This is a genomic window from Polaribacter sp. Hel_I_88 (assembly GCF_000687935.1).
Lineage (GTDB): Bacteria > Bacteroidota > Bacteroidia > Flavobacteriales > Flavobacteriaceae > Polaribacter.
On the sequence record NZ_JHZZ01000001.1, the window covers coordinates 2,682,322 to 2,709,259 of the forward strand.

The following is a 26,938-nucleotide window of genomic DNA, read 5'->3' on the forward strand; positions in this document are numbered from 1 at the left end:
TGATTATAAAATTTGATAAAAGTAATTATGGAAGAAAATAAAAATAAAGAAGGACAATTAAATATAGAGCTTGATCAAGAAATTGCTGAAGGTACCTATTCTAATTTAGCAATAATCAATCACTCTGTATCAGAATTTATTGTTGATTTTATAAATATTATGCCAGGAGTACCTAAAGCAAAAGTAAAATCTAGAATAATATTAACACCACAACATGCTAAAAGATTAGCAAAAGCTTTAGCAGATAATGTTCGAAAATTTGAACAACAAAATGGCGAAATAAAAGATTATGAGCAACCTCCAATTCCAATGAATTTTGGACCTACAGGTCAAGCCTAAAGAAGATAGGAGGCTGTTTAAAAAGTAAATTTCTTGTCAATTTGAATTTATTTTAGATTCTTATGTTGTTTGATTATCAGTATTTTAAGATGCTGAAACAAGTTCAGCAAGACAAGTCTAAATCTTTTTTAGACAACCTCTTTTTTGCTTAAAACTTTCTGAAGAAATGATACTAACTTTTTTAAGTATCAATTTTGATTGGTAAGAAAAATCCCATCAATTTAAAGATATATCGAGTCATAACTAGTTATATAGAGTACGCTTTTCTATATTGCAGTTTCCGTTTGTCGGTTGTTCTTTTTTAAAACATCATAATACAAAAAATCTACAATTTCTTTTCTACACTGGTTCATAGGTCTGCCAGACCAGCTATGATCTCCTTTTTTAATAGTATATAAATAAAAGGATTTATCAATTTCTTTAAGTTTATTAGCAATTGCTTTTGAACCGTATAATTTTAAATATCCAACACTATTTTTATCACAATAATGATGAGGAGCAACATTATAAGGTACTAATTTATCATTAGTTCCATGAAATAATTGAGTTGGAATTGCTGTTTTAGTAGTTATATTATCTAAAGTGATTATAGCACCAGCCATACTAATAACCCCAGCAAATTTAACTTCTTTTGATAATGTTTTACTAGTATACACATATGCTAAATTTAAAACAGCTTCTGCACCAGCACTAGTGCCCATTAAAATAATTTGATTGGGATTAATATTAAACCGTTCTTTATATTTTATAAGATAATTAGTTGCTTGAATAATATCATCTGATGCAGTGTTAAAAGCATTTATTTTATCGGATGATTTTGTATTACAGCCAAAACCTAGCTTTTTCATTGTTAATTGATAAGATATAGAAGCAACAGCATAACCACGCTCAGCCATATTATTTGCAAACGATTCTATGTTTATATCATCTCTTTTTCCACCAGAAAATCCACCTCCATGAACATATAAAATTAATGGAGTTGTAGATTTCATTCTTCTTGGTTTGTAAAAATCTAACTTTAATTTAATACTATCCAATTTTTTATAAGTTCGTGTTTTTTTAGAAACCTTTGTAACTTCATTTAAATATAAAGTTTGACAAAAACTTTTCTGTAGGATAAAACAGCATAAAAAAGTAATAAATATTTTCATAATATATAAGTCGTTATTAAGGCTACTTACCTTTCAAAGTATCAAAAATATTTCTGAAATATTTATATAAAAAAGCATTTGTTTTCACATAATAAAAAGAAATAAAACAAACGGACATTATAAATAGAGATGCTCCAAAAACAGCTTGCCAATCAGAAAGTGTTTTACCAATTAATTTTAAACCAATTCCAGTAAAACTTCCATAAATAATAATAAAATGAATTACATAAATGGATAAAGTTTTTTGTCCGATTTTTAATATTAAAGGAAATTTTAAATACTTTTCAAAAGCGTAAAAAAATGCAAAATAGATAAAAACATTTCCTAGTCTTGTAAAAAGGTAATTATAACTCGCTGAATCTAAAAATAGTTTGATGTTTGTAATTTTAGATATTTCAGATAAAATGTAGGAAGAGTAAAATATTAGAATTAAACCAATCACGAAAAAAGATACTATGGCTTTTAATTTAAACTTTTTTTTATGTAAGTTTTTATGAAAAAGTGTTGCTAAAAAGGCTCCAAAAGCTACATAACCAAACCATGGGATTATAGTAAAAATAGATCCATTACTTTTAGAAATATAATTGCTGAAAAATAATGGTAAATTTTCGAAAGATAATCCACGATAAAGGGGTTCCGTTAAGAAAATTAAAACACCTATTGAAACAGATACTATTGAAAACAGCATTGTTTTTTTACCCGATAAAAAATATAATATGATAATTAGAATTAAACTTAACCCAATACATTGTAGAACATCTATTACTAAAAAATAGGTATTAAAACTTCCAGAAAGCCATTGTAAGATTGGAGACCTTATAAGGTACCCTACAAAAACTAAAAAGAAACCTCTAATAATTCCTTTTCGCATTCGTTCTTTTTCATTTCCTTTTTCTTTTGCTTTTAAAAGTAAATAAGTAAAAATTAATCCAGAAATTGTAAAAAAAGTAGGTGCAGTTATACCTCTAAAATAAGACCAAATTGCGTATGGAACTAAATTTAAATCTCTATATTCAACAGCTAAAAGTGTGTCAATAAAATGACCTTGAAGCATCATAATAATGGCAAAAGCACGAATAATATCAATAAAATATAATCTTTTAGATTCCAATATTTAAAATTTACGCCTTAAATGTAAGGATATATTTATCATATCTTAAAAATAAAATGAGTTAGTTATTTTATGATAACTAAATTAAATTTTTCTCGTTTTATGAATTAACCAAAAATCAGCTAAAACTAATGCAGTCATCGCTTCAATAATTGGCACAGCTCTTGGAACAACACAAGGATCATGCCTTCCTTTACCAGTAATTTCTGTTATTTCATTTTCAGAATTTATGGTCTGTTGACTGCTCATAATGGTTGCTACAGGTTTAAAAGCAACTCTAAAGTAGATATCCATTCCATTGCTAATTCCACCTTGAACTCCACCAGATAAATTAGATTGTGTAGAGCCATCAGCATTAAAAATATCATTATGTTCAGAACCTTTCATTCTTGCACCACAAAAACCACTACCAAACTCAAAACCTTTTACAGCGTTAATTGAAAGCATTGCTTTGCCCAACTCTGCATGTAGTTTATTAAAAATTGGTTCACCTAAACCAACAGGCATGTTTTGTGCAACACATGTAATTGTTCCACCAATAGTATCACCTTGTTTTCTAATTTCTTTAATTTTAGCAATCATTTTTTCTGCTGATGTTCCATCTGGACAGCGAACAATATTATCTTCTGTTTTAGAAAAATCTAATTCTTGATAAGGTTTATCAATAAAAATATCTCCAACTGAAGATGTAAAAGCGTTAATCTTAATATTTGCAATTAATTGTTTTGCTAAGGCACCAGCAACTACCCAATTCGCAGTTTCACGAGCAGAACTTCTACCACCACCTCTATAATCTCTAATTCCATATTTTTGATCATATGTAAAATCTGCATGAGAAGGTCTGTAAATATTAGTATTATGATTATAATCTTTACTTTTCTGGTTGGTGTTTTTGATGATGAAGCCAATAGAAGTTCCTGTAGTTATCCCTTCAAAAATACCAGACAAAAACTCAACAGTATCAGGTTCTTTACGTTGTGTAACAATTTTAGATTGTCCAGGTTTACGCCTATCTAATTCTTTTTGAATGGCTTCAAAGTTTATTTTTAAACCTGCAGGAAAACCATCAATTATACCGCCAATTGCAGTTCCATGAGACTCTCCGTAAGTTGTAACTTTTAATAAATTTCCAAAAGAATTGAATGACATATAGCTTAAATTATAATAATCTTTGCAAATATAAGCATCTATATACCAAGAAAACATTATTTATTATATTGTAATGATTTCTAATAAAATAAATTTAACTTTAAATCTTGATATATAAGGGAATATAAAGTTAGTAAAATGATATTCAAAAAAGATAAAAATTTTTGAACTTTTTGTTTCACAAAATGAAAAAGGTTTATATATTTGCACTCGCAATTAGGAAATGCCTAATGATACGCACTGGAGAAATGGCAGAGCGGTCGAATGCGGCAGTCTTGAAAACTGTTGACTGTAACAGGTCCGGGGGTTCGAATCCCTCTTTCTCCGCTGATAGATTTTCAAAAATCATCAAAACCCTTTAAAACCTATGTTTTAAAGGGTTTTTTCATTTCCATAAAACCCATAAAATTCATTAAATCGTATATCAATCGAGACCAAATCGGTGTCACCTGCAAAATTGCAGAATTTAGTGACACCGAATTTTTATCTATCCCTTTGATAGCAAAGGTTTAAAAATTAAAATCAGACTAAAACTAGTTCAAAAAAAGTACATCTTGTTTTGAATTCGGTGTCAGTTTAAATTTAATATGAATTTTAAAGGTTACCAAAATGAAAACAAAAACAGCAATTTTATTTTATGCAAAGAAGTCAAAAGTAAACGCCAAAGGGCAATGTGTAATTTATACGCGCATTACAGTCAATGGAAAGCGTATGGAGTTTAGTACAGGTAGATTAGTAAATCCAGAAAAATGGTCCTCTGCAGGAGGTAAAGTAAAGGGACATTCTAATGAAGCTCGTTCAATAAATAGACATCTTGATATTCTGAAAACGAAAATCATTGATATTCAAATGGAATTTATTCATGCAAAAATTCCGATCACAGCAAAACTATTTAAAAGTAAAATTTTAGGAGAAGAAGTAAAACGTCGAATGTTAATTCCAATTTTTGAAGATCATAATAAGAGAATAGAAGAATTAGTTGGCAAAGAATATGCTCCAGGAACTTTAGAGAGATATAAAACATCATTAAAACACACCAAAGAATTTTTAGAATGGAAATTTAAAGAATCAGATATTGATATTCTAAAAATCAATCATGCCTTTATTACAGATTACGAATTCTATTTAAGAAGTGTAAGAAACTGCAGCAACAATACAGCAGTAAAATACATTAAGAATTTCGGTAAAATAGTTAAAATCTGTTTGGCTAATAACTGGATGGATAGAAATCCGTTTAGCAATTACAAATCTAAAGTAAGAACAGTAGAGCGTGTCTATTTAACAGAAGATGAAATTCAAAAACTAATGGATAAAGAATTCGCAACAGAACGTTTGTCTTTGGTAACAGATATATTCTTATTCAGTTGCTATACAGGTCTCGCGTATATAGATGTAAAAAACCTAACGAAGTCACATATCAGTATTGGTATTGATGGTGACAAATGGATTTTTACGCACCGTCAAAAAACAGAGTCTGCTTCTAAAATTCCAATTTTGCCAGTTACTCAAATGATCATTGATAAATATGCAGACCATCCAAAATGCATTGCCAATAACTCTTTACTTCCAATTTTTAGCAATCAAAAAATGAATGCGTATTTAAAAGAAATTGCTGTAGTTTGTGAAATCAATAAAGAGCTGACTTTTCATATTGCACGTCATACATTTGCAACAACTGTAACGCTTTCAAATGGTGTGCCAATAGAGAGTGTCAGCAAAATGCTCGGACATAAAAATCTAAGAACAACGCAACATTATGCTAAGGTGCTAGATAGAAAAGTAAGTCATGATATGAATATTTTAAAACAAAAGTTAGCCAATACATATACTTTAGGTAAAAGTCAAGGTATAGGTTAGTTTAGAGACTGTTAATAACTTTTTAAGTACTTAGATTCAGAAATTTTATACAAAATGATTTAAATTGTAGCTCTCAAAATAAATCATTTTAATTGCTATGAATTCATTTTGCACACCATTCTTTCAAGAATTGGAGCGGGATTTTGTATTACTCAAAAATTGCGAATCCAATACGATTGTTGGGTGTCAAAAAATTATTTATTTTTTAGAAAAGAAGCTGAAAAAACTTAACAAGTGGTTGAAAATTTATCGTTTTGAATCTGAAAAAGAGGAGGTTTATTTCTTCAAAGAATTAAAGCCTTCACTAATTTCTAAAATACTGTTTTATAAACATGTTTTAAAGATAGAATCTAGGTTACCTTCTAGCAAAAAAGGAAAACGAAAGCACTATCTCAAATCTTTAAACAAAGCTTCTCAAATTGCAAGAGAAGATTTTGATTTTTACGAGTACTTCAGATCCAGATCAACTTATAACGACCACCATTATTTTATAAGAAGGCCCTATAAAGATATCATTCGAGATCACTCAATGCAATTGTATTTCGATTCTAAAATATCCACATCTCATGAATATCAAGTCGCAAATTTGATCTGTTCAGACATGCTCACAAACTACTTAGAACGTAAAATAGATGAAATAGATCATAAAAGTGGAACTACAAATTTTAGGGAACCTGTAAATTATTCCTGGTCTGGAACCAAAATAGATTTAGTCGAATTAATTTACGCACTCAAACATGCCAGACTTATCAATAACGGAAATACAGATGTAAAAGAATTAGCAAAACACATAGGCGAAATTTTCAATATAGAATTAGAAGATAATATTTATAGAATTTACCAGGACATCAAATTACGTAAAACAGTCAGAACAAAATTTATAAATCGTTTAGCAGACAACCTCAATCAAAAATTAAACGAAGAAGATTTGTAAATCCCAACTTGGGTCAGCTGTGGTTTTTGGCTTAAAAAGCAGCTTTTTTTAAAAGCTCTTTTTGGTAAAGAAATCAACAGACTTTCATTTTAAAATATTTTATCAATAGTAAAAGTAGTTTACAAGCTTTTGGTAAAAAATAACACCCACCTTACGTATACCTTGTGAATAGGAAACACACAATTGGTCTTGTTTTGTAGTATAATAATTTAAAACAAATCAATATGTATCTACACTTAAAAAAACTATTTCCAGAAACCGAAAACCTCGACATCTTAAAACACCAACAAGTAACAAAGTTAGATTTACTAAACGCTCTAAACTTTTTAGTAGATGAGATAAAAACTAGTAAAAAAGAAGAACAACCTAAAAAGTGGCTAAAGTCTTCAGAAGTAAAAAGCTTATTAAGAATTTCTCCTGGAACATTACAAAATTTACGCATAAACGGAACCTTAACCTATACCAAAATAGGAGGAATCATTTTTTACTCTTATGAAGAAATTCTAAAAGTAATGGAACAAAACAAAGTAAAAGCAACATCAAATGAGTAACATGAATTATATAAAACACCTAACTGGTTTCTTTGATAAAGTCATCAACGATCATACGTTAAACCCAACACATATTAGTTTATACATAGCCTTGTTTCAATTTTGGAACTGCAATCGATTCAGAAATCCCATCAGTATTTCAAGAGACGAAGTAATGCGAATTAGTAAAATCAGTTCAAAAGCAACTTATCATAAATGCTTAAAGAATTTACACGCTTTAGGATATTTGAGGTACGAACCCTCATACAATCCCTATAAGGGAAGTATGGTGTATATGTTTAATTTCTCAGAAAACTTAAAGCCAAAAAAGAAATCATTTAATAAACAAGTAAAAGACAAGCAGGAGACAAGTAACTTACCAACTACTGAACAAGCAGCGGTATCTTATATAAACTATACAAACAGTATAAACAATATAAAAAGTTTAAAAGAAGGAGAGCAATCACGGAATTTAGAATTAGAAAATTTAGTAGAGATTTCAAAACAAAAAAAGTTGCGCAAAAAAAACAAAAGGAATGTGCCAATTTTAGAAGAGGTGATGAAATACTTTCAGGAACAAAACTTTCCAGAAATCGAAGCCAATAAATTTTTCAATTACTTTTCAAGCAACGGATGGTTAGTAGGAGGTAAGACCCCAATGAAAAATTGGAAAGCTGCAGCAAAAAATTGGATGCTCAATAGTGTAAAATATAGCAACAATGGTAACAGTTCAAAAGCAGTAATTCAACCACAAAACCTCAACACAGCAATTGATAAAAATTACTCAGAACCACTTTGATGCTAGCGTCATCCTGAACTTGTAAGTGCTGAACTCGTTTCAGTATTTCAGGATCTCATAATTGGGCGCAATCTCTCAAAATCAAGTCACAATCCAAAACCGCCATAGAATCTGGCAGGCGAGTGTCAATAGTCTGAAGTTGTCGTTAAAAAAGAAATGCTGTTTGAGCTTTTGCGAGTTCATTTCTTTTAGACAACAAAAACTTAATTGACCGCCGAAGATTCAGGGCTTGATCTTTTGTTTCGTTTTGCATCAAGGCAAAATGATATGAAGAAAAAAATAAAAACCATTTCATCATTCCAAAAAAGAAAAGCACTAACAACGACAAACGAACAACGAAAACCGAACATGTACAACTACCAAAAAACCACAAACTGGTTAGAATCCAAAGGAAAGCAATTATTTGGTGATCATTTCAAAATATACAAAGAAGACAAAACCATTATTTACAAATTGATAGCCTATAGCTTACAAGATCAAAAAATGGTAAAAAGATGCAATATCAATTTAGAAAAAGGAATATTACTTTCTGGTCCTATAGGTTGTGGTAAAACCACATTAATGACATTATTGAAATTCTTAGTACGAAAAGATCAGAAATACTATGTAAAATCTTGCAGAGAAGTAAGTTTCGAATTCATAAAAGAAGGCTATGAAGTAATACACAAATATAGCAAACCAAGACTCCATCAAAAAAAAGCAAGCATCATTTGTTTTGATGATTTGGGTACCGAAAGCAATCTAAAATACTTTGGGAATGAATGCAATGTAATGGGAGAAATCTTGCTAAGTCGTTATGATGCTTTTATACATCCAGAGCAAAGTCGAAGAACAAAAACACATCTCACTACCAATCTATCAGCCTCAGAAATAGAACAATTTTATGGTAATAGAATCAGGAGTAGATTAAGAGAATCTTTTAATTTAATAGCCTTTAATAATAATACAAAAGACAAACGAAGGTAAATTTTACCCCTGTTTTTTAAACGAGTGTAAAAAATTAAATTATTTACCCTTGTCAACGTCATTGCGTGGAGTGCACAGCTTGTATCGAGCGAAGTCGAAATGTGGCAATCTCATCAGTTTAAACCGATATCTTATTTGTTTATAAGGTCATATAAAAAGAATAAAATTATTATTTTGATTGTTATTTCAATCAATTAAACTATATTTGATTGAAATAACAATCATTTTGTTGCCATGAATAAAAAAACACAAATACTATTTCCTAAGCATAAGGACATTCTTAAGCAAATGGGAGAAAACATCAAATTAGCAAGAAAGCGACGTAAACTAACAACAACGCAAGTTGCTGAAAGAGCCGATATAGTAAGAAGTACATTATACCTGATTGAAACAGGGAGTCCTAGTGTAACATTGGGTGCCTATTTCAATGTATTAAGAGTATTAAGCTTACAAGACGATTTCTTAAAACTAGCAGCTGATGATGAATTCGGAAGAAAATTACAAGATTTAGATTTATTATAAAATAACTATCATTGCGAGAAGGCACGAAGAAGCAATTTCATAAATTAGAAGTGTAAAATGGCTACTAAAAAACTAGATATATACGTATACACGCATTGGAAACCAATGATAGAACCACAATTAATAGGCATTCTTTCAGCACTAAACGCAAAAGGAAAAAAGGCTTTTAGTTTCGAGTATGATAAAAACTGGATCAAATCTAAAAACCAAATGCTATTAGATCCAGATATTCAGTTTTATGGTGGTCCACAATATCCAAATAATAAAGAAAATTTTGGTGTCTTTTTAGACAGTATGCCAGATACTTGGGGACGTACATTAATGAAAAGAAGAGCGGCTCAAGAAGCAGCTGTAATTGGAGAGAAAGCAAAAACATTATATGAAATAGACTTTTTACTCGGTGTCTATGATGAAAGCCGAATGGGGGCATTAAGATTTAAAACAGATGTAGAAGGTCCATTTTTAGATAATAACAATCTGTCTCCAACACCACCTTGGTCATCAATACGTGAACTTCAAGATGCTGCTCAAAACTTTGAAAATGATACCGAAAATGATGAAGCAAGACAATGGTTAGCTATTTTAATGGCACCTGGTTCCTCTTTGGGTGGTGCCAGACCCAAAGCAAATATTTTAGATAACGATAAAAATTTGTGGATAGCAAAATTCCCTGCAAAAAATGATACCACAGACAAAGCTGCTTGGGAATATCTAGCTTATCAATTGGCACTAAACGCAGGTATAAACATGTCCGAATGTAAAATCCAAAAGGTTACCGGAAATTACAATACATTTTTTACAAAACGCTTCGATAGAGAAAATGGCGAAAGAATACATTTCGCTTCGGCGATGACCATGACTGGTAATAACGAGGTCAAAATTAGAGATCATCAAGCAAGTTATTTGGAATTAGCAGAATTTATTCAAAATCATGGTAGTAATGTAGAAAGTAATCTCGAGCAACTTTGGCGCCGTATTGTTTTTAATATTGCCATTTCCAATACTGATGATCATTTACGCAATCATGGGTTTATAATTACAAACAAGGGTTGGGAACTCTCTCCAGCTTACGACCTCAACCCGTCTATAGATAAAGAGGGGCTGGCCTTAAATATCGATATGGATGATAATGCCTTAAACTACGATTTAGCCAAAACCGTAGGCATATATTTCCGTTTAGATGAAAACCAAATGAATAGCATTTTAGATGAGGTATTCGCTGCGGTTACTTCCTGGAAACAATTGGCAATAAAAATAGGCATTTCAAATAAAGAAATTCAACTCATGCAAAAAGCATTTAAGGTGTAGTTTTTTATTACCACAAACCACAAACCACAAACCACAAACCACAAAACTAGAACAATTTTATGGTAATAGAATCAGAAGTCGTTTAAGAGAGTCTTTTAATTTAATTGCTTTTTCAAATCATACTGAGGACAAACGCAAATAATAAATTTTAATTTCTTTTAGTTCCTTTTGTATTATTTCAGTAAAATGCATACATTTATCTTTTAACCTTTTTAGGTGAAAATTGAAAAAAAAACTTTGCATCTTATTGCTGCTGTAAAGAGGGAATCTATTGAAAAAGATAAATGGCTAACAGCAAACATGCACATATTAGATATAATATTCTAGATTATTGTTTTCGTAATAAATCTTATAATTTTAATGATTTATTATCTTATGTAAATGATAAAATTGCAGAAATCTATCCAGGAGAAGGCATATCTACAAGAACACTAAGAGAAGATATAAAAGTTTTTAGAAATAAAGACAAAGGATTTGCGGCGCCACTTCCAGAAAATATTAGAATTTTAAGATATACTAATCTAGATTTTTCAATAGCTCAAAAACCGTTATTGGATTATGAACAATATTTAATTGATGCCTCTCAACAATTATTAGAAAGGTTCGAGAATCATCCAAAATACAACAAACTTTCAGAGGCTTTAATAAAGTTTCAAGATGGTGAAGAAGAAAATGACACTTCTAAAATTTTATTTTACGATAGTAATGAAGAGTATAAAGGTATTAGATTTTTAAAGCCATTATACCTTGCAATTAAGAAAAAACAAGTATTACAAATAACTTTTAAAGGTTTTCAAGATGAAATAGCTACTACTTTTGAATTCCATCCACATATCTTAAAGCAATACAATAATAGGTGGTTTGTTTTTGGTTTAAATAATACCAGTACAATTAAAGAATGGAGCATCCCTTTAGATGAAAGACTAATCAAATTTGATGTTCTTGAAGATGCTACTTATATAGAGAGTGAAGTAGATTGGGATACCTTCTTTAGAACAATGGTAGGTGTCGTAAGACCTAAAAATGCTAAAGTAGTAAAAGTAGTTTTACGTTTTTACAATGGTAGAGAAAACTATTTTAAAACAAAACCCTTTCATCCAGATTTTGAAGAGTTTTTTGAAGAGGATAAACAAGATCAGGTTTGGTTTGAAACAATTATCAATAAAGAGTTGGTGCAACAAATTTTGTCTTATGGACAAGATGTAGAGGTTTTAGCACCAAAAAGATTAAAAGAACAAATGTTGGAGCATGCTAACTCAATGAGTAAATATTACAATAAATAAAGATGTATTTAATACACTTAGATTTTATTTTACAGAGTAATATTTAATTGAAGTTTTCATATTTAGAAATTGATTTCAATTTTTGAAAGAATAAATCAAGTTTTATTAGTAAGCTATACTAAACTGTTAATTATCATTATAGATTAAATAATAAGATTATAATAAAAGCATGGACATCAAATATATTTGGGTTAAAAATTATAAAAATCTACAAGACATTGATTTTAATTTCAAACATGCTGGTTCTGAAGAATTTCAATTTAAAAATGGAAAGTTAAAGATTAAAAATATTCAATCTAAAAAACCAAAAGCATTCTTTAGTGAAAACATAAAAGGTCTTACAGCCATAGTTGGTAAAAATGGCTCAGGAAAAACAAATCTAATTGAATTTCTAAATTTTAATTTGGCACATGCAAGAAACGGCAGCTTATCTACCTATATGAAAGGTGAAGGAATAATTGTATTAGATAAAATAATCTTTGTTCAGGAAGAGTTAGAAATTAAAAATTTAGAATATTTAATCAAAAAAGGATATCAAATATCGAAATTTAAAAATGCTCCTTTAGATGAAGATCAAAGTAAAATGAGATCTCATGAAATGGAAAAGAATAAATATATTTATTATAATCCAAATTCAGATTTTAGGATTTTACCAATGCGCTCAAGATTTAACAATATAGTTAATATTTCTACTACTCATTTAATGAATAATGATGCTTATAATTCATTAAAATATAAAATTGGTATTTATTCGAGATGGGAAAATAAAGAAACAACCGATTTGCTTTATGCTTATTTTAGAAATGAAAAATTAAGAGAATCCGATATTATTTTAGATTATGAGCCGATCAATAATCTAATTAAATTTTTACCTTCAAAAATAAAAATATCAGTTGACCATCAAATCGAGAATCAGTTACTAGAACGTAAATATTCAAGTAAAGAAGAAGAAGATAAGGTCAAAATAAAAAAGGAGAAAAATTTCGAAGAATTAAATAGTTTCTATTTTGGTTTTGATAATTATGACTTAGAGAAATATAAGATTGAGAGCACTACTACAAATGCTTATAAAGAATACGCTGTCCCTATAAAAGATCGTCAGTATGGTTTCGAAAAAATATTCTTAATCAATTTTTTTAAGATTTTTATTTTCGTCACAGACAATACCTTTTCAGAAGGTTTTTTAAGACAGTTTATTTTTGAGGATAAATACGAGTTAAAAGATAAAAATCTATTAAAAAAAATAGAATCATTAAAAAAGTTACTTTTAAAAATCACCGCTTTAGTTCATTGGAAAGAAGAAAAAATGAACGTTGCTGATGAAGATTTTGCAAGATATAATGAAAGAGAATTAGGAATATTCAATTTATATAGGAATATAGAAATTGATATTAGTAAATCAAATAACAAAAAGAGGTTACAAAACCTTATTAAGGAGACTAAAAAACTCCTTAACAATCAACTTCATTTTCATTATCAAATAGCTCACGAACTAAGTTCTGGAGAACAAAATCTATTAAATTTTTTCGCAAGATTTTATTGGGCAAAAAATCAAATTCTTGAACAAGAAGAGGGTGATTATGGTATAAAAGGAGAAAGAGTTGTTATTTTTATTGATGAAGGAGAAATTGCGCTTCATCCTGAATGGCAAAGACAATTTTTTAAACTAGCTACAGAGTTTTTGACTCAACTTTTTAAAGATATAGAGATTCAATTAATACTAACTACACACAGTCCATTTGTTTTGTCTGATGTACCTAAAGAGAATGTTATTTTTATGAAAAGAAATGAAAAAACAGGAAATGCAGAAATTGCTGATTTAGGTAGAGAAAAAACATTTGGCGCTAATATTTATTCTTTACTTTCAGATTCATTCTTTATGGAAAATGGGACTATTGGTGAATTTGCCAAAGAAAAGATAGAATGGGTAATAGAAGCACTGGATAATACCGATAGTGATTTAACTGAAGATGATATTAAAAAAATAGATTACATCATTAGTGCAATTGGAGAACCTTTAATAAAAATGCAATTAGAATCCATGAGGAACCAAAGATTAAATTTTTCTGAAGTTTCGGTAATGAGAAAAAGAATAGAAGAGCTAGAAAGGGAAATAAATAAAAAATAATGATTAAAATCAAAACGAATAAAAAAGTTGTTAGCGATTATGCTGATTTGATTTTAAACTCTAAAGGGAATTACAAATCAGTTGACTCTAAACTAAATAGTTGGTTGTTGGCAAATCTTACTCATGAAGATAGAGCAACAATTATATATATAAAATCTAAATTAAAATCAATTATTTCATCTAATCCTAAAGGTTTAGAGTCTATAATAAAAGATTTTGAAACAAAAGGATTTCAATCTACTATTTATGATGTTGGTCAAGAAAAATTGACTTCCTTAGGAAAAGAAATAGAAAAGATATTTAACTATAAAGGTTTTAGAAAAAGTGCCAAAGCTGTTTGGTTAGCCAATCAGCTAAAAATTAAGTCATGCGCCTATTGTAACTCACAATACACATTAACAGTTAAGCATGATAGAAAAACCAAGTTATTATTTCATTTAGATCATTTCTTCCCCAAGAGTATCTATCCATATTTAAGTTTATCTTATCACAATTTAATTCCATGTTGTGCGAGTTGTAATATGAGCAAATCAGATAAACCATATAGTATTAAAGATAATATTCATCCGTATCTAGATAGTTTAGATAAGATTGCAAAATATGAAGCCACCAATAAAAGTTTAGCACTATTTCTAATAGATATAAATAAAAATGAGAATAAAATTGAATTACAGCTTAATGTAAGAACAAAATATTTAGGTAATTTAAAAACTGAAAATAAACTAAAGAATTACAAAAACGAGTTTAAAGTAGAAACACAATATCAACAATTCAAAGATGTAGTTGGTGAGACATATTTAAAAGGATTGTATTATAATAGTTACCGAAAAAAAGAACTTTCAGACTTCTTTAAAAACAGCAAAAACATTACTTTAACCCAAGAAATGATTCACCGATTTATTATTGGCAACTACACAGAAGATAAAGATTTGCTTAAAAGACCATTAGCAAAAATGATGAAAGATATTAGTGAAGATTTTAAATTGATTTAAAAGAATAAAACATAAATGAACAACCAACAATTAAAAGATTTAGAAGTCAAACTTTGGGATTCTGCCAATGCAATGCGTGCGCATGGAGGATTAAAAGCATCAGATTATGCAGTACCTGTTTTAGGTTTAATTTTCTTAAAGTTTGCCGAGAATAAATACAGCCAACACGAACCTGAAATTCTAAAAGAATATCAAAAAGACAAAGGCACTAGAATGGAGCGTACCATTCAAGAAATTGCATTAGCTAAATGTGGTTTTTACTTACCTGATAATGCGAGATATGATCATTTACTCAAATTAAAAGGAAACAAAAGAGCAGAGGCATTGCGTGATGCTATGAAAGGTATTGAGAAATATCAAGATGCAAAGTTTCAAGATGTATTGCCAACAGAAGCTTATTTTGATATAGAAAAGAAGAAGGATGATATTCTACCAGAACTATTAAAATCTTTTTCAGACATTCCAATGGATGCCTCTGGAGATATATTTGGTAAAATTTACGAATACTTCTTGGGTAAATTCGCAATGAGCGAAGGACAAAAAGGAGGCGAGTTCTTTACACCAACTTCTGTAGTCCGTTTTATTGTTGAGGTGATTGAGCCTTACAAAGGTAAAATTTACGATCCTGCTTGTGGTTCTGGTGGTATGTTTGTGCAATCTGCCGATTTTATTGCACACGAAGGGCATGACCTTAATGATATCTATGTTTACGGACAAGAATACATGGGAGAAACTGTGCGTTTGGCAAAAATGAATTTATTGGTACACAATTTAAGGGGTGAAATTATAGAAGCCAATTCGTATGACAGTGATCCTTATGATGGATTCGGAAAGTTCGATTTTGTTATGGCAAATCCACCATTTAATGTAAAGTCTGTAAAAGAAAGTACGGTTAAAAACGATGAACGGTTTTACAAATATGGTTTACCAAAAAACAAGGGCAAGAAAGACGATAAAATAAGTGATGCCAATTACTTATGGATATCCTTATTTGCAACCTCTTTAAACAAAAACGGACGAGCAGGTTTTGTAATGCCTAATTCAGCTTCTGATGCAAGAAACTCAGAATACGACATTCGTAAAAACATAGTAGATTCTGGTATTGTAGATTGTATGGTGAGTATGCCTACCAATATGTTTTTAACGGTAACTTTACCTGCAACTTTATGGTTTTTCGATAAGCAAAAAGTGAATACAGATCGTAAAGACAAAATCTTGTTTTTAGATGCACGTAACGTATATAACCAAATAGACAGAGCGCACAGAGAGTGGACTCAAGAAAACCAACAAAATTTAGCAGCTATTGTACGTTTATACCGTGGTGAAACTAACCGCTATTTAGAGTTAATTGACACCTATATAAAAGCAGCAGACCAAGCTGAAAATAAAATTGCACCTGCAAAGGAAACTTTAGTCTTACAAATTGAAAAGGTAGTTAAAAGCTTGAAAAAGCACATTGAAGAAACTAAAGAAAGCAAACGCACACCTGCTAAAGTAAAAGCCTTAAAAGAAGCTGATTTCTTTAATCTAGTAGAAAACTTTGTAAGAAGTGAACCTAAAGAAAATGAAAAAGTATTAAGCAATCTAGCACACCCAATAGAAAACACACCATTAGATAACGAAGCACAATTGGAAGTGGTAGAACATTTACAATGGAATGTTGCACAACATAAGCTTGAAAGTGATGCTTTAAAACAAGATGTAAACACCCTTTTAGAACTTTATAAAATAGCCGACAAAAACCTAAAGTTATCTTCAGATAAAATTTGGAGTAATTACGATTTGGTGAAAGCTGATAAAAATTTAGATGAAGCATTACAACTATATATAGAAGTTACAGAGTTAACGGCCTATTGGGTAACAAATATCAATTGGTTACAAACCCGTTTTCCAGAAGCAAAATATGAAGACATTGTTGGTTTATGTAAAATGGCTGATAAAACCGAATATGCAGACGAACAGGATTATTCTTTAAACGCTGGACGTTATGTTGGAGTGGAGATTGAAGATGATAATATTTCCAGAAAAGAATTTGTTGAAAAACTTACAATACAAAAAGAGTTATTAATAAAATTAACAAAAGCTCAAGAGAACAAAGTGAATAGTATTACAAATTCTATAAATGAATTAATTAATGAATAATTGGAAATCAATCCCTTTAGGAAAAATTGCTGAATTTCGTAATGGAGTAAATTTTGATAATTCATCTTTCGGAAAAGGATTAAAGGTTATTAATGTTGCCGACTTTAAAGATAGAATGTATCCTAATTATTCTGATTTAGGAGAGCTTAGCTCTGTTTCAAAATGGCATGAAGAGGCATACTTAAAAGAGGGAGATATTGTTTTTGTTCGTTCAAATGGAAATAAAAACTTAATAGGTCGATCGATTTATATTAAGGATTTACCAAATGATACTAAAGTAACATTTTCAGCTTTTTGTATAAGATTACGTTTTTTAAATGAGGTTGAAATTGATCCGTATTTTTACTTATATGTTTTTAAAAGCCCTTTGTTTAGAGCTTTACTATCGCAGTTTGGTAATGGAGCAAATATCAATAATCTAAATCAAGATATTTTAAAGAATATTAAAATTCCTGTACCAAAATTACCAACTCAAAAAAAAATAGCCTCAATCCTTTCTGCTTACGATGATTTAATAGAAAACAACAATCAACGCATACAGCTATTGGAAGAAATGGCAGCCGAAATCTACAAAGAGTGGTTTGTCCGGTTTCGTTTTCCTGGATATAAAGATGCTACCTTTTTAGATAAAGAAGGGAATAAAGTTGCTCACGGTACAAAAGGTGCTATTCCTGAGGGATGGGAGAAGAGACCAATTAAAGATATTGTTGATATTATTTCTGGATACGCTTTTAAAACAGAATCTTTTGAAGAAGATGGAGATTATGGTTTGGTAACAATTAAAAATGTTCAGAATGGTTATTTCGTAACTAAAACCACAGACTATATTAAAGAATTACCTAAGAATTTAAAGGATGATATTTTTTTAAAGGACAAAGATATTTTACTTTCTCTTACTGGGAATATTGGTAGAATTTGTTTGGTTTACGGAGATAATTATTTATTAAATCAGCGTGTTGCAAAGTTAAAACCTAAATCGGAAGATTTGTTCGAATATGTGTATTTATTTTTTAGAAGTGATTTCTTAAGAATGACGTTAGAAAATTACTCTAATGGAGCTGCACAACAAAACTTAAGTCCAGTTGATACTTCAGAATTAAAATTTATCACTCCACTAGATGGTTTACTAGAAAAGTTTTCAGATATAACTAAATCATTTTTTGATGAAATAATTATTCTTTTAAAGAAAAACAAAATCCTTCAAGAAACCAGAGATTTATTATTACCACGTTTAATAAGTGGTAAGTTGTCTGTGGAGGAGTTGGAGATAGAAGAAAGTTTAAATAGGGCTGCAGAGCCACAAGAAAAATATAGTAAGTAAATGCAAGACCTACTCATTACACATATAGATAATACCGCTATTAAAAATTTAATAAAATTAAGGCGTCAAGAATATTTACAAGCGCCTTTGCGTATTGTTGAAGATTATAATAATGAGAATAAAAATATAGATGAGTATAATGGTAGGCAACTACTAGAAATGATACAAAATGCCAATGACGAGAGTGATACGTTAAAGGCTAAGAAAGTATTTATTAAAGTAGACGAAAACAGTTTAATTATTGCCAACAATGGTAATGCCTTTTCTTTAGGCGGTGTAGAGTCGTTAATGTATAGCGATTTAAGCCCTAAAACAATGGAGGAAAACAAGGTTGGTAAAAAAGGGTTGGGTTTTAGATCTATACTTAACTGGTCTAAAGAAATTTATATTGCTAGCTACGATTTGCATTTAAAGTTTTCTGAACAACATGCTGCTAATTTTTTACAAAGCGTTTTAGAAGAGAAGCCTGAAATTAAAGAAACTTTAAAACGTAAAACTAAAAAACACATTCCAATTTCTGTTTTGAGGTGTCCATACATAGAAACCAATCCCACTAAAAAGAAATTTGCAAATTATGATACCGTTATAGAATTGTCTTTAAAAGATGATGAAACTATTTATGAGAGTATCATCAATCAAATAGATGCAGATATTGTACCCGAAGTTCTTATTTTTTTAAACAAGTTAGAAGAAGTTGAGGTACAAACACCTGAAGCTCATTTTAGTTTTTCAAAAGAGTTTGATGCAGAAGAAAATCAAATTACAATTATTAAAAAAGATTTTTTAGAGCCAGAAAATAATCAAGAATGGTTATGGAATATTTTAGAAGATAAAGGAGAAATTGAAGGTTTAGAAGAAGCTAAAAACTACGAATTAAAAATAGCTTACAATCCTAATGAAGAAGTTACTTTTCATAAACTTTTTTCTTATTTTAGAACAGAGATAGATTTCCCTTTTCCTGTAATTGCTCATGGCTCTTTTGAGTTAAAATCTGATAGAAACCATTTAACTAAAGATGAGAACGATTTCAACATTCAATTAATAAGAAAACTAGCAAAATTATTAGTGGATTGCGCTTTAAAATTAACTGAAAGTGCGGTTAGTAATTATGATGCTTTAAAACTTTTAATTCCTAACGAAAAGCAACAATCTTCTTTGTATGATGAATATTGGGGTTTTGATACTTTAATAAAAGAATACATTGATGAAGTAGCTATTTTTCCGACAATACATAATGGTTATATCACTTTAGAAGAAGCTCCTAAATTTTACGAAATAGAGATTGATCATTTAATACCTGATGCATGTGCTTTAGATTTTGAAACGCTTTTAAAATCAACACCAGATCAAAGTATTCATAATTATATGTATACAACTTATGAAGATCAATATTATGATGATGAAGTATTTACAGAAAAAATAAATAAAATTGTTAATGAAGGTCATTATTCTGATGATCAAAAAATAGCTTGGATAAACATTTTAATAGATGATACTAGTTATTTTTATTCAAAACCTAAACCTATTTTTCCAAACTTATTAATTAATAAAAATGGAGAAGTAATAAAAAACAGCTTAGAAGAAGTTATTTTACCTCCAAGTGGTAAAGAGTTTAATTTACCAGGAGATCTTAAATTACAATTTGTAAATAAAGATTTTACAGAAAAATTAAAGATAAGTATTGATGGAGACATAAGAGACGTGTCTAAACGCCTACAAAAATTTGATGTAAGCGAATATTCAATGACAGTTGTTGCTAAAAAAATTATTTCTAGTTCTCATTCTTTATTGTTAGAAGAGAACACCAATAAGACTTCGGTTATATCGGAAATGCATACATCCTTATATTATATTTTTGATAGTTTAAAAGAAGACTGGAATCGTGAAGTGTTCTTTCAGAATGTAACTTCTCCATATTTGTTTTCAAGAAATGGCGAATTAACTTCTGCAAATAAGCTTTATTTTGGAGAGGATTATGAAGAAGGGTATTTATGTGAAAAACTTTTAAATTCAATAGAGGAAGATATTTTTGTTGGAACTTTAGAAGAAAATGGTATTGAGGATTTACTCAACATTGAACAGTATTTAAAATGGATTGGTGTTGCCAGTTCACCAAGAAGAAAATTAGTAAAATATCAAAGTTTACCATTTAGTCCGTTATATGTGAACTATACTTTTGATCATTTAAGTTTTCCATACTCGCTACCAAATGATTCTAAAACTTTCCCTAATCGCAGGAGTATAGGATTAACTCGAAATCATCAGGTAGAGGTTTTATGGTTTGAATTCATGAAAGAAATTATAGATAGTGCTTCTTTTGAGGATATAATTGCTTGGTTAATCTCTGACGATGAATTAAGTAACTGTATTGTCTCAGATAAAGAACACAATTCCTGTGTCTTTAATTTGCAGTTTGATAGAGTTCACAATAATAGAAGGATAGAAACTAAAAGCATTAAGTCTTATATTTTGTTCTATCTTAAAAATAAAGTCTTTATTCCAATAGATAACGGAGAAAAATCTAAACCATCAGATTGCATATCAAATGCAGGTAATTTATCACCATTGGTGCATTCCCCTAAAGTAAATTTTGATGCGGATGTGTTTTATAGATATAATATTAAACCAGATCAAATTGAGGTTTTACTAAATAGATTAGGTGTTAAAGAAAACTTTAAAGATTTGTCAAAGGAAGTAATGTATCGTCTTTTAAATGAACACCATAAATATTTTGATGAAAATAAAAGCTCTTCAACCGCGCTTTATAACGCTATTGTAGAGGCTACCGTAAATTTACCAAAAGAATTTAATTGGGATTTTAAAGAGCGTAACGAATATTTAGAAAATGGTTTCATTTTAAGTACTGTTAATGGTAAAAATGAATATGTATCAGTAAAAGAAGCTACATATGTATTGAATCCTAATCATAGTCAAGATTTATTAGCGAAACTAAAAGTAGCCAAAGTGAAGCCAAGAGTTGGTAATTCTCGTATTTTAGAATTATTTGGAATACAGCCAGTAGATTATATAGAATTTGAAGTTAAGAAGCAAATTTTAGATAGCACGTTAAATACAGATTTTCAACATGAGTTTCACCAATTAAAACCATTATTATTTGTTTACAGACATCAAAAGAATATAACAGAAACTCAAAAAGATAAAGAGTTAGGTAGTTTAAAGCAATTAAAAATAAAACTTTGTAATAATTGTGAAGTTGAATATTATATTAATGATAAAAAGGAAAAATTAGAGCTAAAAACAAATGAATATGTATTTGAAAAAAGTTCAAAAACATATTATATTAAAGTAAAAAATATTTCAAAATCTTATTCAGATTTAAAACAAGATTATCGCTTTGTAGAAACAGTTTCAGATATTATTTGTGGTGCCTTAACAGTTACAGAAAACAGAAAAGATTTTATGTTAATTATAGGGCAAGAAGAATCTAAATGGAAAGAAATTTTGACAAGAGAATTCCCAGAATTCTCAATGATAGAGAAAGAAGTAATGCAAAACTTCGAAGGAGCCTTAACTTCAAATCAACAGTTTTGGAAGAGTGTTTTAAAGGCTACTAAATATGATTTTAAAAATAATATTTTAAATAGTGAGAAAGAAATATTCGAAAATTTAAATTGTAAGCTACCATATGATGATTTTTTTGAATTATACAGAGGTATAAATTATCATGAATTATCTTGTTACAATAACTATAAACTTGTAAAAAAGCTTTTTAAAAGTTTAAAAATAGATAGTAAACGTTTTAATGAATTTTCAAAAACAGATATAGATTTTAGAGAGTATTACCTAAACTTGCTAAAAGGTATTCATAATATAATGTCTAAAAAATATCAATCCTTATTGTTTTCTAAGGGATATTCTGAAGAATTTACAAGTGCTATAAATGAATTTGATTCTTATGATTTTCAAGAAATAGAGATTCCAAATTCATTATATTTAGATTTAGATAAATTATATCAAGAAGAATTTGAAGAAGCTCAATATTCACGTTTTTTCGAATTGAAAGATTCCGAAATAACAGATGTAGAAGGTATTTATAAGGGTAACTTAAAGAAATTCAAAAAACTACTTAAAGAAGAAAATATTTTTAATAATGATTTATTAAATACGATGTTATATGATAATGATTTTAAAAATAAGATCTATTTTGATAAGCTTAAAGAACTAGAAATAGAGTATAAAGAACAATATTTAAATGAAGACGTTAAAAGAAGTAAAGTTAAATTATCATCTTCAAGTCAGGAAATAGATATTACTGATTATGAAGCCCTATTAAATCAAATAGAAAAGAATGTAGAAGATAATAAATTGGAGATAGAAGTATATTCACCTGAAAAAGTAGAGAAAAAATTGGATACTTTAAGAGGTGTTGGTGTTAGACAATCTACAAATGGAGTTAAAACTTCAATTCCTAAATCTGAAATTGGTTTTATTGGTGAGAAATATGCTTTTGAAGTTTTAAAGAAAAAATTTGATGAAGTTATCTGGAAATCTGAATACGCAATTAGAGCTGGTTTACCAGAAGGGAAAGACGGTTATGGTTATGATTTTGAATGTACTATAGATGGTGTAACAAGATTTGTTGAGGTAAAAAGTACAACTACCAATAACAATGCTTTTTATATTAGTAAAAATGAAGTAAGAGTTGGTCATGAAAATAATAATAATTATGATATTCTATTAATCAGTAATTTATTTTCAGAAAACATTGATTTTAAATATTTAGAAAATATTTTTCAATATCAAGAAAAAGATACCTTTTTTGAAAACAGTAGTTTTTTAGTTGAAACAGATGGGTATAAAATTAAATTTAAATAAATGGCATTTTTAAACGAATCACACATAGAAGAAGCAGATATTCAGTTTTTCGAATTAATTCTTGGATATGCTCATAAAGATGCCTGGGAGAAAAAACTAATTGGTAGGGATAGTCTAAAAGATGTAGTTTTAAAAGAAGATTTAAGAACTGCTTTAATAAGACTAAATGATAGACTACCAAAAGAATGTATAGAATTTGCTATAGATGAACTATCTAAAAGTAGAGTTAGTTTAACGCCGGTAATTGCAAATAAAGAAGTTTATCAATTAATAAAAAATGGAGTACCAGTTTCTTATCAAAATAACGAAGGTAGAGAAGAAAATGGATATGTAAAAGTATTAGATTTTGATGATGAAACGAACAACGATTTTTTAGTAGTATCTCAACTAAGTATAGAATATTTACAAACAGCAAATATTACCAGAAGACCAGATTTAATGTTATATGTTAATGGTTTGCCTTTGGTAATGATTGAGTTAAAAAATGCTACTGAAAAGGTAAAAGGAGGTTATGACACCAACTTAAAACGTTATAAGAGAGATATACCACAGTTATTTTGGTATAATATGTTTGTATGTATTTCTAACGGTATAGAAACACGTGTGGGTTCTTTTAATGCACCTTGGGAGCATTTCTTTTCTTGGGTAAAACTAGAAGACACATCAGTTTCAAACACTCAATTAACACGTTTAGAAGTTGAAGCTGAAAGTAAAACTACTTCAAAAAGATTAAGTTTAAAATTATTTGGAGAGGGTTTATGTAATAAGAAAAACCTCCTAGATTATTTGGAGAACTTTGTTTTGTATCACAAAAATAAAGTGAAGATTATTGCTAAAAATCATCAATTTCTAGGTGTGAATAATGCAATAGAATCACTTAAAAATAAAGAAGGTAAAAAAGGAAAATTAGGTGTGTTCTGGCATACACAGGGTTCAGGAAAATCATATTCTATGATTTTCTTTTCTCAAAAAATTGAGCGTAAAGTAGAAGGGAATTGGTCATTTTTAATTGTTACAGATAGAACAGATTTAGACAGTCAGATCTATCGTAATTTCCAGGAAACAGAAGTTGTTTTAGAAACCAAAGAACAAAAAGAAAACTATTATAGACCAAATAGTAGAAATAAACTAAGAGATTATCTTCAATCGAATAGATCATACGTTTTTAGCTTAATACATAAATTCGGAATAGAAAAAGGAAAAACATATCCGCAATTAACAGTGCGTGATAACTGGATAGTGATTGTAGATGAAGCGCATAGAACACAATATAAAGGGTATGGAGAAAATATGCGTATTGCTTTACCTAATGCACAATACATTGCTTTTACAGGAACACCCTTATTAAGAAGTGAATTGACAAAAGATTGGTTTGGTCATTATGTATCTGAATACAACTTTGCACAAAGTATAGAGGATGGTGCAACAGTGCCTTTGTATTATAAGAAGAGTGTACCTAGAGTGGAGCAAATTAATGAAGATCTTGTAGGGAATGCAGCAGAGATTTTAGAAAATGAGAATCTAACAGAAGAGCAAAAGAAAAAACTCGACAAGGAGTACTCAACGTTATTGCAAGTTGTAAGAAGAGAAGATCGTTTGCAAGAAATAGCAAAACACATTGTACAACATTATCCGTATCGTTTAAATGTAAAGAACGATGATTTAGAGAGAAAGCCAATGAAAGCTATGGTGGTTTGTATTGATAAATTCACCGCAGTTAAAATGTTTCAGTTCGTTCAATTAGCTCAAAAAGAAGAAATAAAAGAATTAAGAAAGAAAATAGCCAGAGAAAAAGATCTAGAATTAAAGGAACGCTATAAAGAGGCAATTACTTTTATGGAAGAAACTAGGATGTCTGCTGTAGTAAGTCAAGAAGGATCTGATAAAGAAGAAAAAGAAGTTTTTGAGAAGGAAGGATTAAATATTACTCCTCACAGAAAATTAATGGACTATCCAGATGAAGATGGTCGTAATATTGAAGATTACTTTAAAGATCCTAATAGTACGTATAGAATTGTTTTTGTGACAGCGATGTGGTTAACAGGTTTTGATGCACCTGCTGTTTCAACCTTATACATAGATAAACCACTCCAGAATCATACATTAATGCAAACAATAGCGAGAGCAAATCGAGTTATTGCAGGTAAAAAGAATGGTTTAGTTGTAGATTACTTTGGGGTATTTCGAAATCTTAAAAAAGCATTAGCAGATTATGCAGAAGGAACTAAAGGGAAAGACACAATTGAAGATGATGAAGATTTTCCTGTAAAGGAGTTTGAAGAGCTTTTAGTGTTATTAGAGGAAGCTATTATCCATACGAAAATATATTGTAAAGAATTAGGAGCAGATATTGATACCATTTTAAATTTAGGCGAAAAAGGTTTTAAAGAAGTCGAATTATTTCAGAAGTATGCAAACATCATTTTAGAAAAAGATGAATATAAAAAACAACTAGGTTTATTTGTGAATACCATTGTTGGTTTATACGACTCTGCTAAGCCAGAAATTTATGGATTCCCTCAAATTAAAAAAGGAAAAGATGTCCTAGAATATCTTCGTAAGGTAGTAGACAGACATGTCGATAAAGATGAAGCAATTGAAAGAGTAAAAAAGAGACTAGACAGTTTGTTAGATTCTAGTGTTGTTGGAAAAGGAGATTTAAACGAGACCCCTTACGAATATAATATTGTTAACTCTAAGCAAATTGATTTAAGTAAGTTAGATTTTTCTAAATTAAGAGCAGAGTTTCCAGAAAAGAAACATAAGAATATTCAATTTGCAGATTTAAGAGAATTATTGGAAATAAAATTGAAGCAGATGCTAGGACAAAACAAAACTAGAGGTTCGTTTTTAGAACGTTTTGAAAAAATTATTGAAGATTACAATTCAGGAAGTTTATCTATTGAAGAGGCTTATGAAGATTTGATGAAGCAGGCTGAAAGTATGTCTGAAGAGCAAGAAAGAGCTGCGAAAAATGATATGACTGAAGAACAACAAGAACTTTTTGACTTGTTGAAAAAAGAGAAACTAACAAAAGAAGAGGAAAAGAATGTAAAACTTGCTGCAACAGATTTGTTAAAAGTATTGTTTGATGCTGAGAATAAAATATTAATTCAAGAATGGCATAAACAAAAAGCGACTCAAGAAATGGTAAGACAAGAAATAAAAAAAATCTTAAATAAAGAGTTACCTCAATCATACAATAGGAATATTTTTGCCGAAAAAACAGAAATTATATTTCAACATTTTTATGATTTAGCAGAACAAGGGAAGGGTTTTGCTGCTTAAACAAGTATTTATAGATTAATACATGTGCAAATACATTGCACAAAAGCAAATTATATTTGCATAGTTCTTTGAAAAACCTGCTGTAAAATATTGATTTTTGCCAACTGGTAATTAAACTTTTAAGTTTTGTTTCAACGATCGGTTGGTATCTCAGTAATTATCCGACAACCGGAATTTCGGATACTGAGATGAATGTTATTTAAGGTTATTGTGTTAGCCTTTTAGAGTAACTTTTATAAATTATTCTTTTAAGATATATTTTTATTATTATTTCTTTTAAGA

At 29.2% G+C, this 26,938-nt stretch carries 18 protein-coding genes and 1 tRNA gene; 16 read left to right on the plus strand and 3 right to left on the minus strand.

The window, feature by feature from the left end; genetic code table 11:
• The first annotated feature begins 27 nt into the window (after positions 1–27).
• Entirely contained in the window at positions 28–339 is a 312-nt protein-coding gene (locus P161_RS0112085) for a DUF3467 domain-containing protein (RefSeq protein ID WP_026777237.1), read from the plus strand.
• Positions 340–605: 266 nt separating this feature from the next.
• Here P161_RS0112085 and P161_RS0112090 read toward each other — a convergent pair whose 3' ends face one another.
• The 3 genes from P161_RS0112090 to aroC form a co-directional block, all read right to left on the minus strand.
• Positions 606–1,376: an alpha/beta hydrolase gene (locus P161_RS0112090; RefSeq protein ID WP_368086207.1), complete on the minus strand. Its 771-nt coding sequence runs from the start codon at positions 1,374–1,376 to the stop codon at positions 606–608.
• Between the two features lie 136 nt (positions 1,377–1,512).
• Positions 1,513–2,601: a heparan-alpha-glucosaminide N-acetyltransferase domain-containing protein gene (locus tag P161_RS0112095; RefSeq protein WP_081817026.1), complete on the minus strand. Its 1,089-nt coding sequence runs from the start codon at positions 2,599–2,601 to the stop codon at positions 1,513–1,515.
• Between the two features lie 84 nt (positions 2,602–2,685).
• Positions 2,686–3,750: a chorismate synthase gene (gene aroC, locus P161_RS0112100; protein WP_026777240.1), complete on the minus strand. Its 1,065-nt coding sequence runs from the start codon at positions 3,748–3,750 to the stop codon at positions 2,686–2,688.
• 242 nt (positions 3,751–3,992) lie between these two features.
• Between aroC and P161_RS0112105 the strand changes: the two genes are divergently transcribed.
• The 15 genes from P161_RS0112105 to P161_RS0112175 all read left to right on the plus strand — a co-directional run bounded on the left by P161_RS0112105 (position 3,993) and on the right by P161_RS0112175 (position 26,656).
• A tRNA-Ser gene (locus P161_RS0112105) sits at positions 3,993–4,077 on the plus strand.
• A gap of 282 nt (positions 4,078–4,359) precedes the next feature.
• Positions 4,360–5,607: a site-specific integrase gene (locus P161_RS0112110; protein WP_026777241.1), complete on the plus strand. Its 1,248-nt coding sequence runs from the start codon at positions 4,360–4,362 to the stop codon at positions 5,605–5,607.
• Between the two features lie 238 nt (positions 5,608–5,845).
• Positions 5,846–6,541, plus strand: a complete 696-nt coding sequence (locus P161_RS0112115; protein WP_051605732.1) for an RteC domain-containing protein — start codon at positions 5,846–5,848, stop codon at positions 6,539–6,541.
• A 224-nt stretch (positions 6,542–6,765) separates the two neighbouring features.
• The gene (locus P161_RS0112120; RefSeq protein WP_081817027.1) at positions 6,766–7,092 is read left to right on the plus strand and encodes a helix-turn-helix domain-containing protein; all 327 of its coding nucleotides are present in this window, start codon (positions 6,766–6,768) and stop codon (positions 7,090–7,092) included.
• On the plus strand, positions 7,085–7,870 hold the full coding sequence (locus tag P161_RS0112125) for a transcriptional regulator (protein ID WP_368086208.1): 786 nt from the start codon (positions 7,085–7,087) through the stop codon (positions 7,868–7,870). Before P161_RS0112120 ends, P161_RS0112125 begins: the two co-directional genes overlap by 8 nt.
• A 267-nt stretch (positions 7,871–8,137) precedes the next feature.
• Entirely contained in the window at positions 8,138–8,836 is a 699-nt protein-coding gene (locus tag P161_RS0112130) for an AAA family ATPase (protein ID WP_368086209.1), read from the plus strand.
• 288 nt (positions 8,837–9,124) lie between these two features.
• Complete coding sequence (locus tag P161_RS0112135) at positions 9,125–9,358, plus strand: helix-turn-helix transcriptional regulator (protein ID WP_231494741.1); 234 nt, start codon at positions 9,125–9,127, stop codon at positions 9,356–9,358.
• A gap of 57 nt (positions 9,359–9,415) precedes the next feature.
• Positions 9,416–10,666: a type II toxin-antitoxin system HipA family toxin gene (locus tag P161_RS0112140; protein WP_026777247.1), complete on the plus strand. Its 1,251-nt coding sequence runs from the start codon at positions 9,416–9,418 to the stop codon at positions 10,664–10,666.
• Between the two features lie 284 nt (positions 10,667–10,950).
• Entirely contained in the window at positions 10,951–11,949 is a 999-nt protein-coding gene (locus tag P161_RS0112145; protein WP_026777248.1) for a YafY family protein, read from the plus strand.
• A 169-nt stretch (positions 11,950–12,118) separates the two neighbouring features.
• Positions 12,119–14,077: an AAA family ATPase gene (locus tag P161_RS0112150; protein ID WP_026777249.1), complete on the plus strand. Its 1,959-nt coding sequence runs from the start codon at positions 12,119–12,121 to the stop codon at positions 14,075–14,077.
• A complete protein-coding gene (locus P161_RS18460; protein ID WP_036841453.1) occupies positions 14,077–15,069 on the plus strand; it encodes an HNH endonuclease domain-containing protein in 993 nt (330 codons plus the stop codon). Before P161_RS0112150 ends, P161_RS18460 begins: the two co-directional genes overlap by 1 nt.
• A gap of 15 nt (positions 15,070–15,084) precedes the next feature.
• Positions 15,085–17,211, plus strand: coding sequence for a type I restriction-modification system subunit M (locus tag P161_RS0112160; RefSeq protein ID WP_026777250.1), 2,127 nt, complete (start codon positions 15,085–15,087; stop codon positions 17,209–17,211).
• Entirely contained in the window at positions 17,204–18,532 is a 1,329-nt protein-coding gene (locus P161_RS19125) for a restriction endonuclease subunit S (protein ID WP_051605733.1), read from the plus strand. The genes P161_RS0112160 and P161_RS19125 overlap by 8 nt, the downstream gene beginning before the upstream one ends.
• On the plus strand, positions 18,533–23,368 hold the full coding sequence (locus P161_RS0112170) for a DUF3883 domain-containing protein (RefSeq protein WP_026777251.1): 4,836 nt from the start codon (positions 18,533–18,535) through the stop codon (positions 23,366–23,368).
• Entirely contained in the window at positions 23,369–26,656 is a 3,288-nt protein-coding gene (locus P161_RS0112175) for a type I restriction endonuclease subunit R (RefSeq protein WP_026777252.1), read from the plus strand. It begins immediately after the preceding gene.
• Positions 26,657–26,938: the final 282 nt, after the last annotated feature.

Excerpts from the sequence above, each read along its gene's own strand:
- P161_RS0112085 (WP_026777237.1), top strand. The coding sequence starts at position 28 with ATGGAAGAAAATAAAAATAAAGAAGGACAATTAAATATAGAGCTTGAT.
- aroC (WP_026777240.1), bottom strand. The coding sequence starts at position 3,750 with ATGTCATTCAATTCTTTTGGAAATTTATTAAAAGTTACAACTTACGGA.
- P161_RS0112110 (WP_026777241.1), top strand. The coding sequence starts at position 4,360 with ATGAAAACAAAAACAGCAATTTTATTTTATGCAAAGAAGTCAAAAGTA.
- P161_RS0112120 (WP_081817027.1), top strand. The coding sequence starts at position 6,766 with ATGTATCTACACTTAAAAAAACTATTTCCAGAAACCGAAAACCTCGAC.
- P161_RS0112125 (WP_368086208.1), top strand. The coding sequence starts at position 7,085 with ATGAGTAACATGAATTATATAAAACACCTAACTGGTTTCTTTGATAAA.
- P161_RS0112130 (WP_368086209.1), top strand. The coding sequence starts at position 8,138 with ATGAAGAAAAAAATAAAAACCATTTCATCATTCCAAAAAAGAAAAGCA.
- P161_RS0112135 (WP_231494741.1), top strand. The coding sequence starts at position 9,125 with ATGGGAGAAAACATCAAATTAGCAAGAAAGCGACGTAAACTAACAACA.
- P161_RS0112140 (WP_026777247.1), top strand. The coding sequence starts at position 9,416 with ATGGCTACTAAAAAACTAGATATATACGTATACACGCATTGGAAACCA.
- P161_RS0112145 (WP_026777248.1), top strand. The coding sequence starts at position 10,951 with ATGGCTAACAGCAAACATGCACATATTAGATATAATATTCTAGATTAT.
- P161_RS0112150 (WP_026777249.1), top strand. The coding sequence starts at position 12,119 with ATGGACATCAAATATATTTGGGTTAAAAATTATAAAAATCTACAAGAC.
- P161_RS18460 (WP_036841453.1), top strand. The coding sequence starts at position 14,077 with ATGATTAAAATCAAAACGAATAAAAAAGTTGTTAGCGATTATGCTGAT.
- P161_RS0112160 (WP_026777250.1), top strand. The coding sequence starts at position 15,085 with ATGAACAACCAACAATTAAAAGATTTAGAAGTCAAACTTTGGGATTCT.
- P161_RS19125 (WP_051605733.1), top strand. The coding sequence starts at position 17,204 with ATGAATAATTGGAAATCAATCCCTTTAGGAAAAATTGCTGAATTTCGT.
- P161_RS0112170 (WP_026777251.1), top strand. The coding sequence starts at position 18,533 with ATGCAAGACCTACTCATTACACATATAGATAATACCGCTATTAAAAAT.
- P161_RS0112175 (WP_026777252.1), top strand. The coding sequence starts at position 23,369 with ATGGCATTTTTAAACGAATCACACATAGAAGAAGCAGATATTCAGTTT.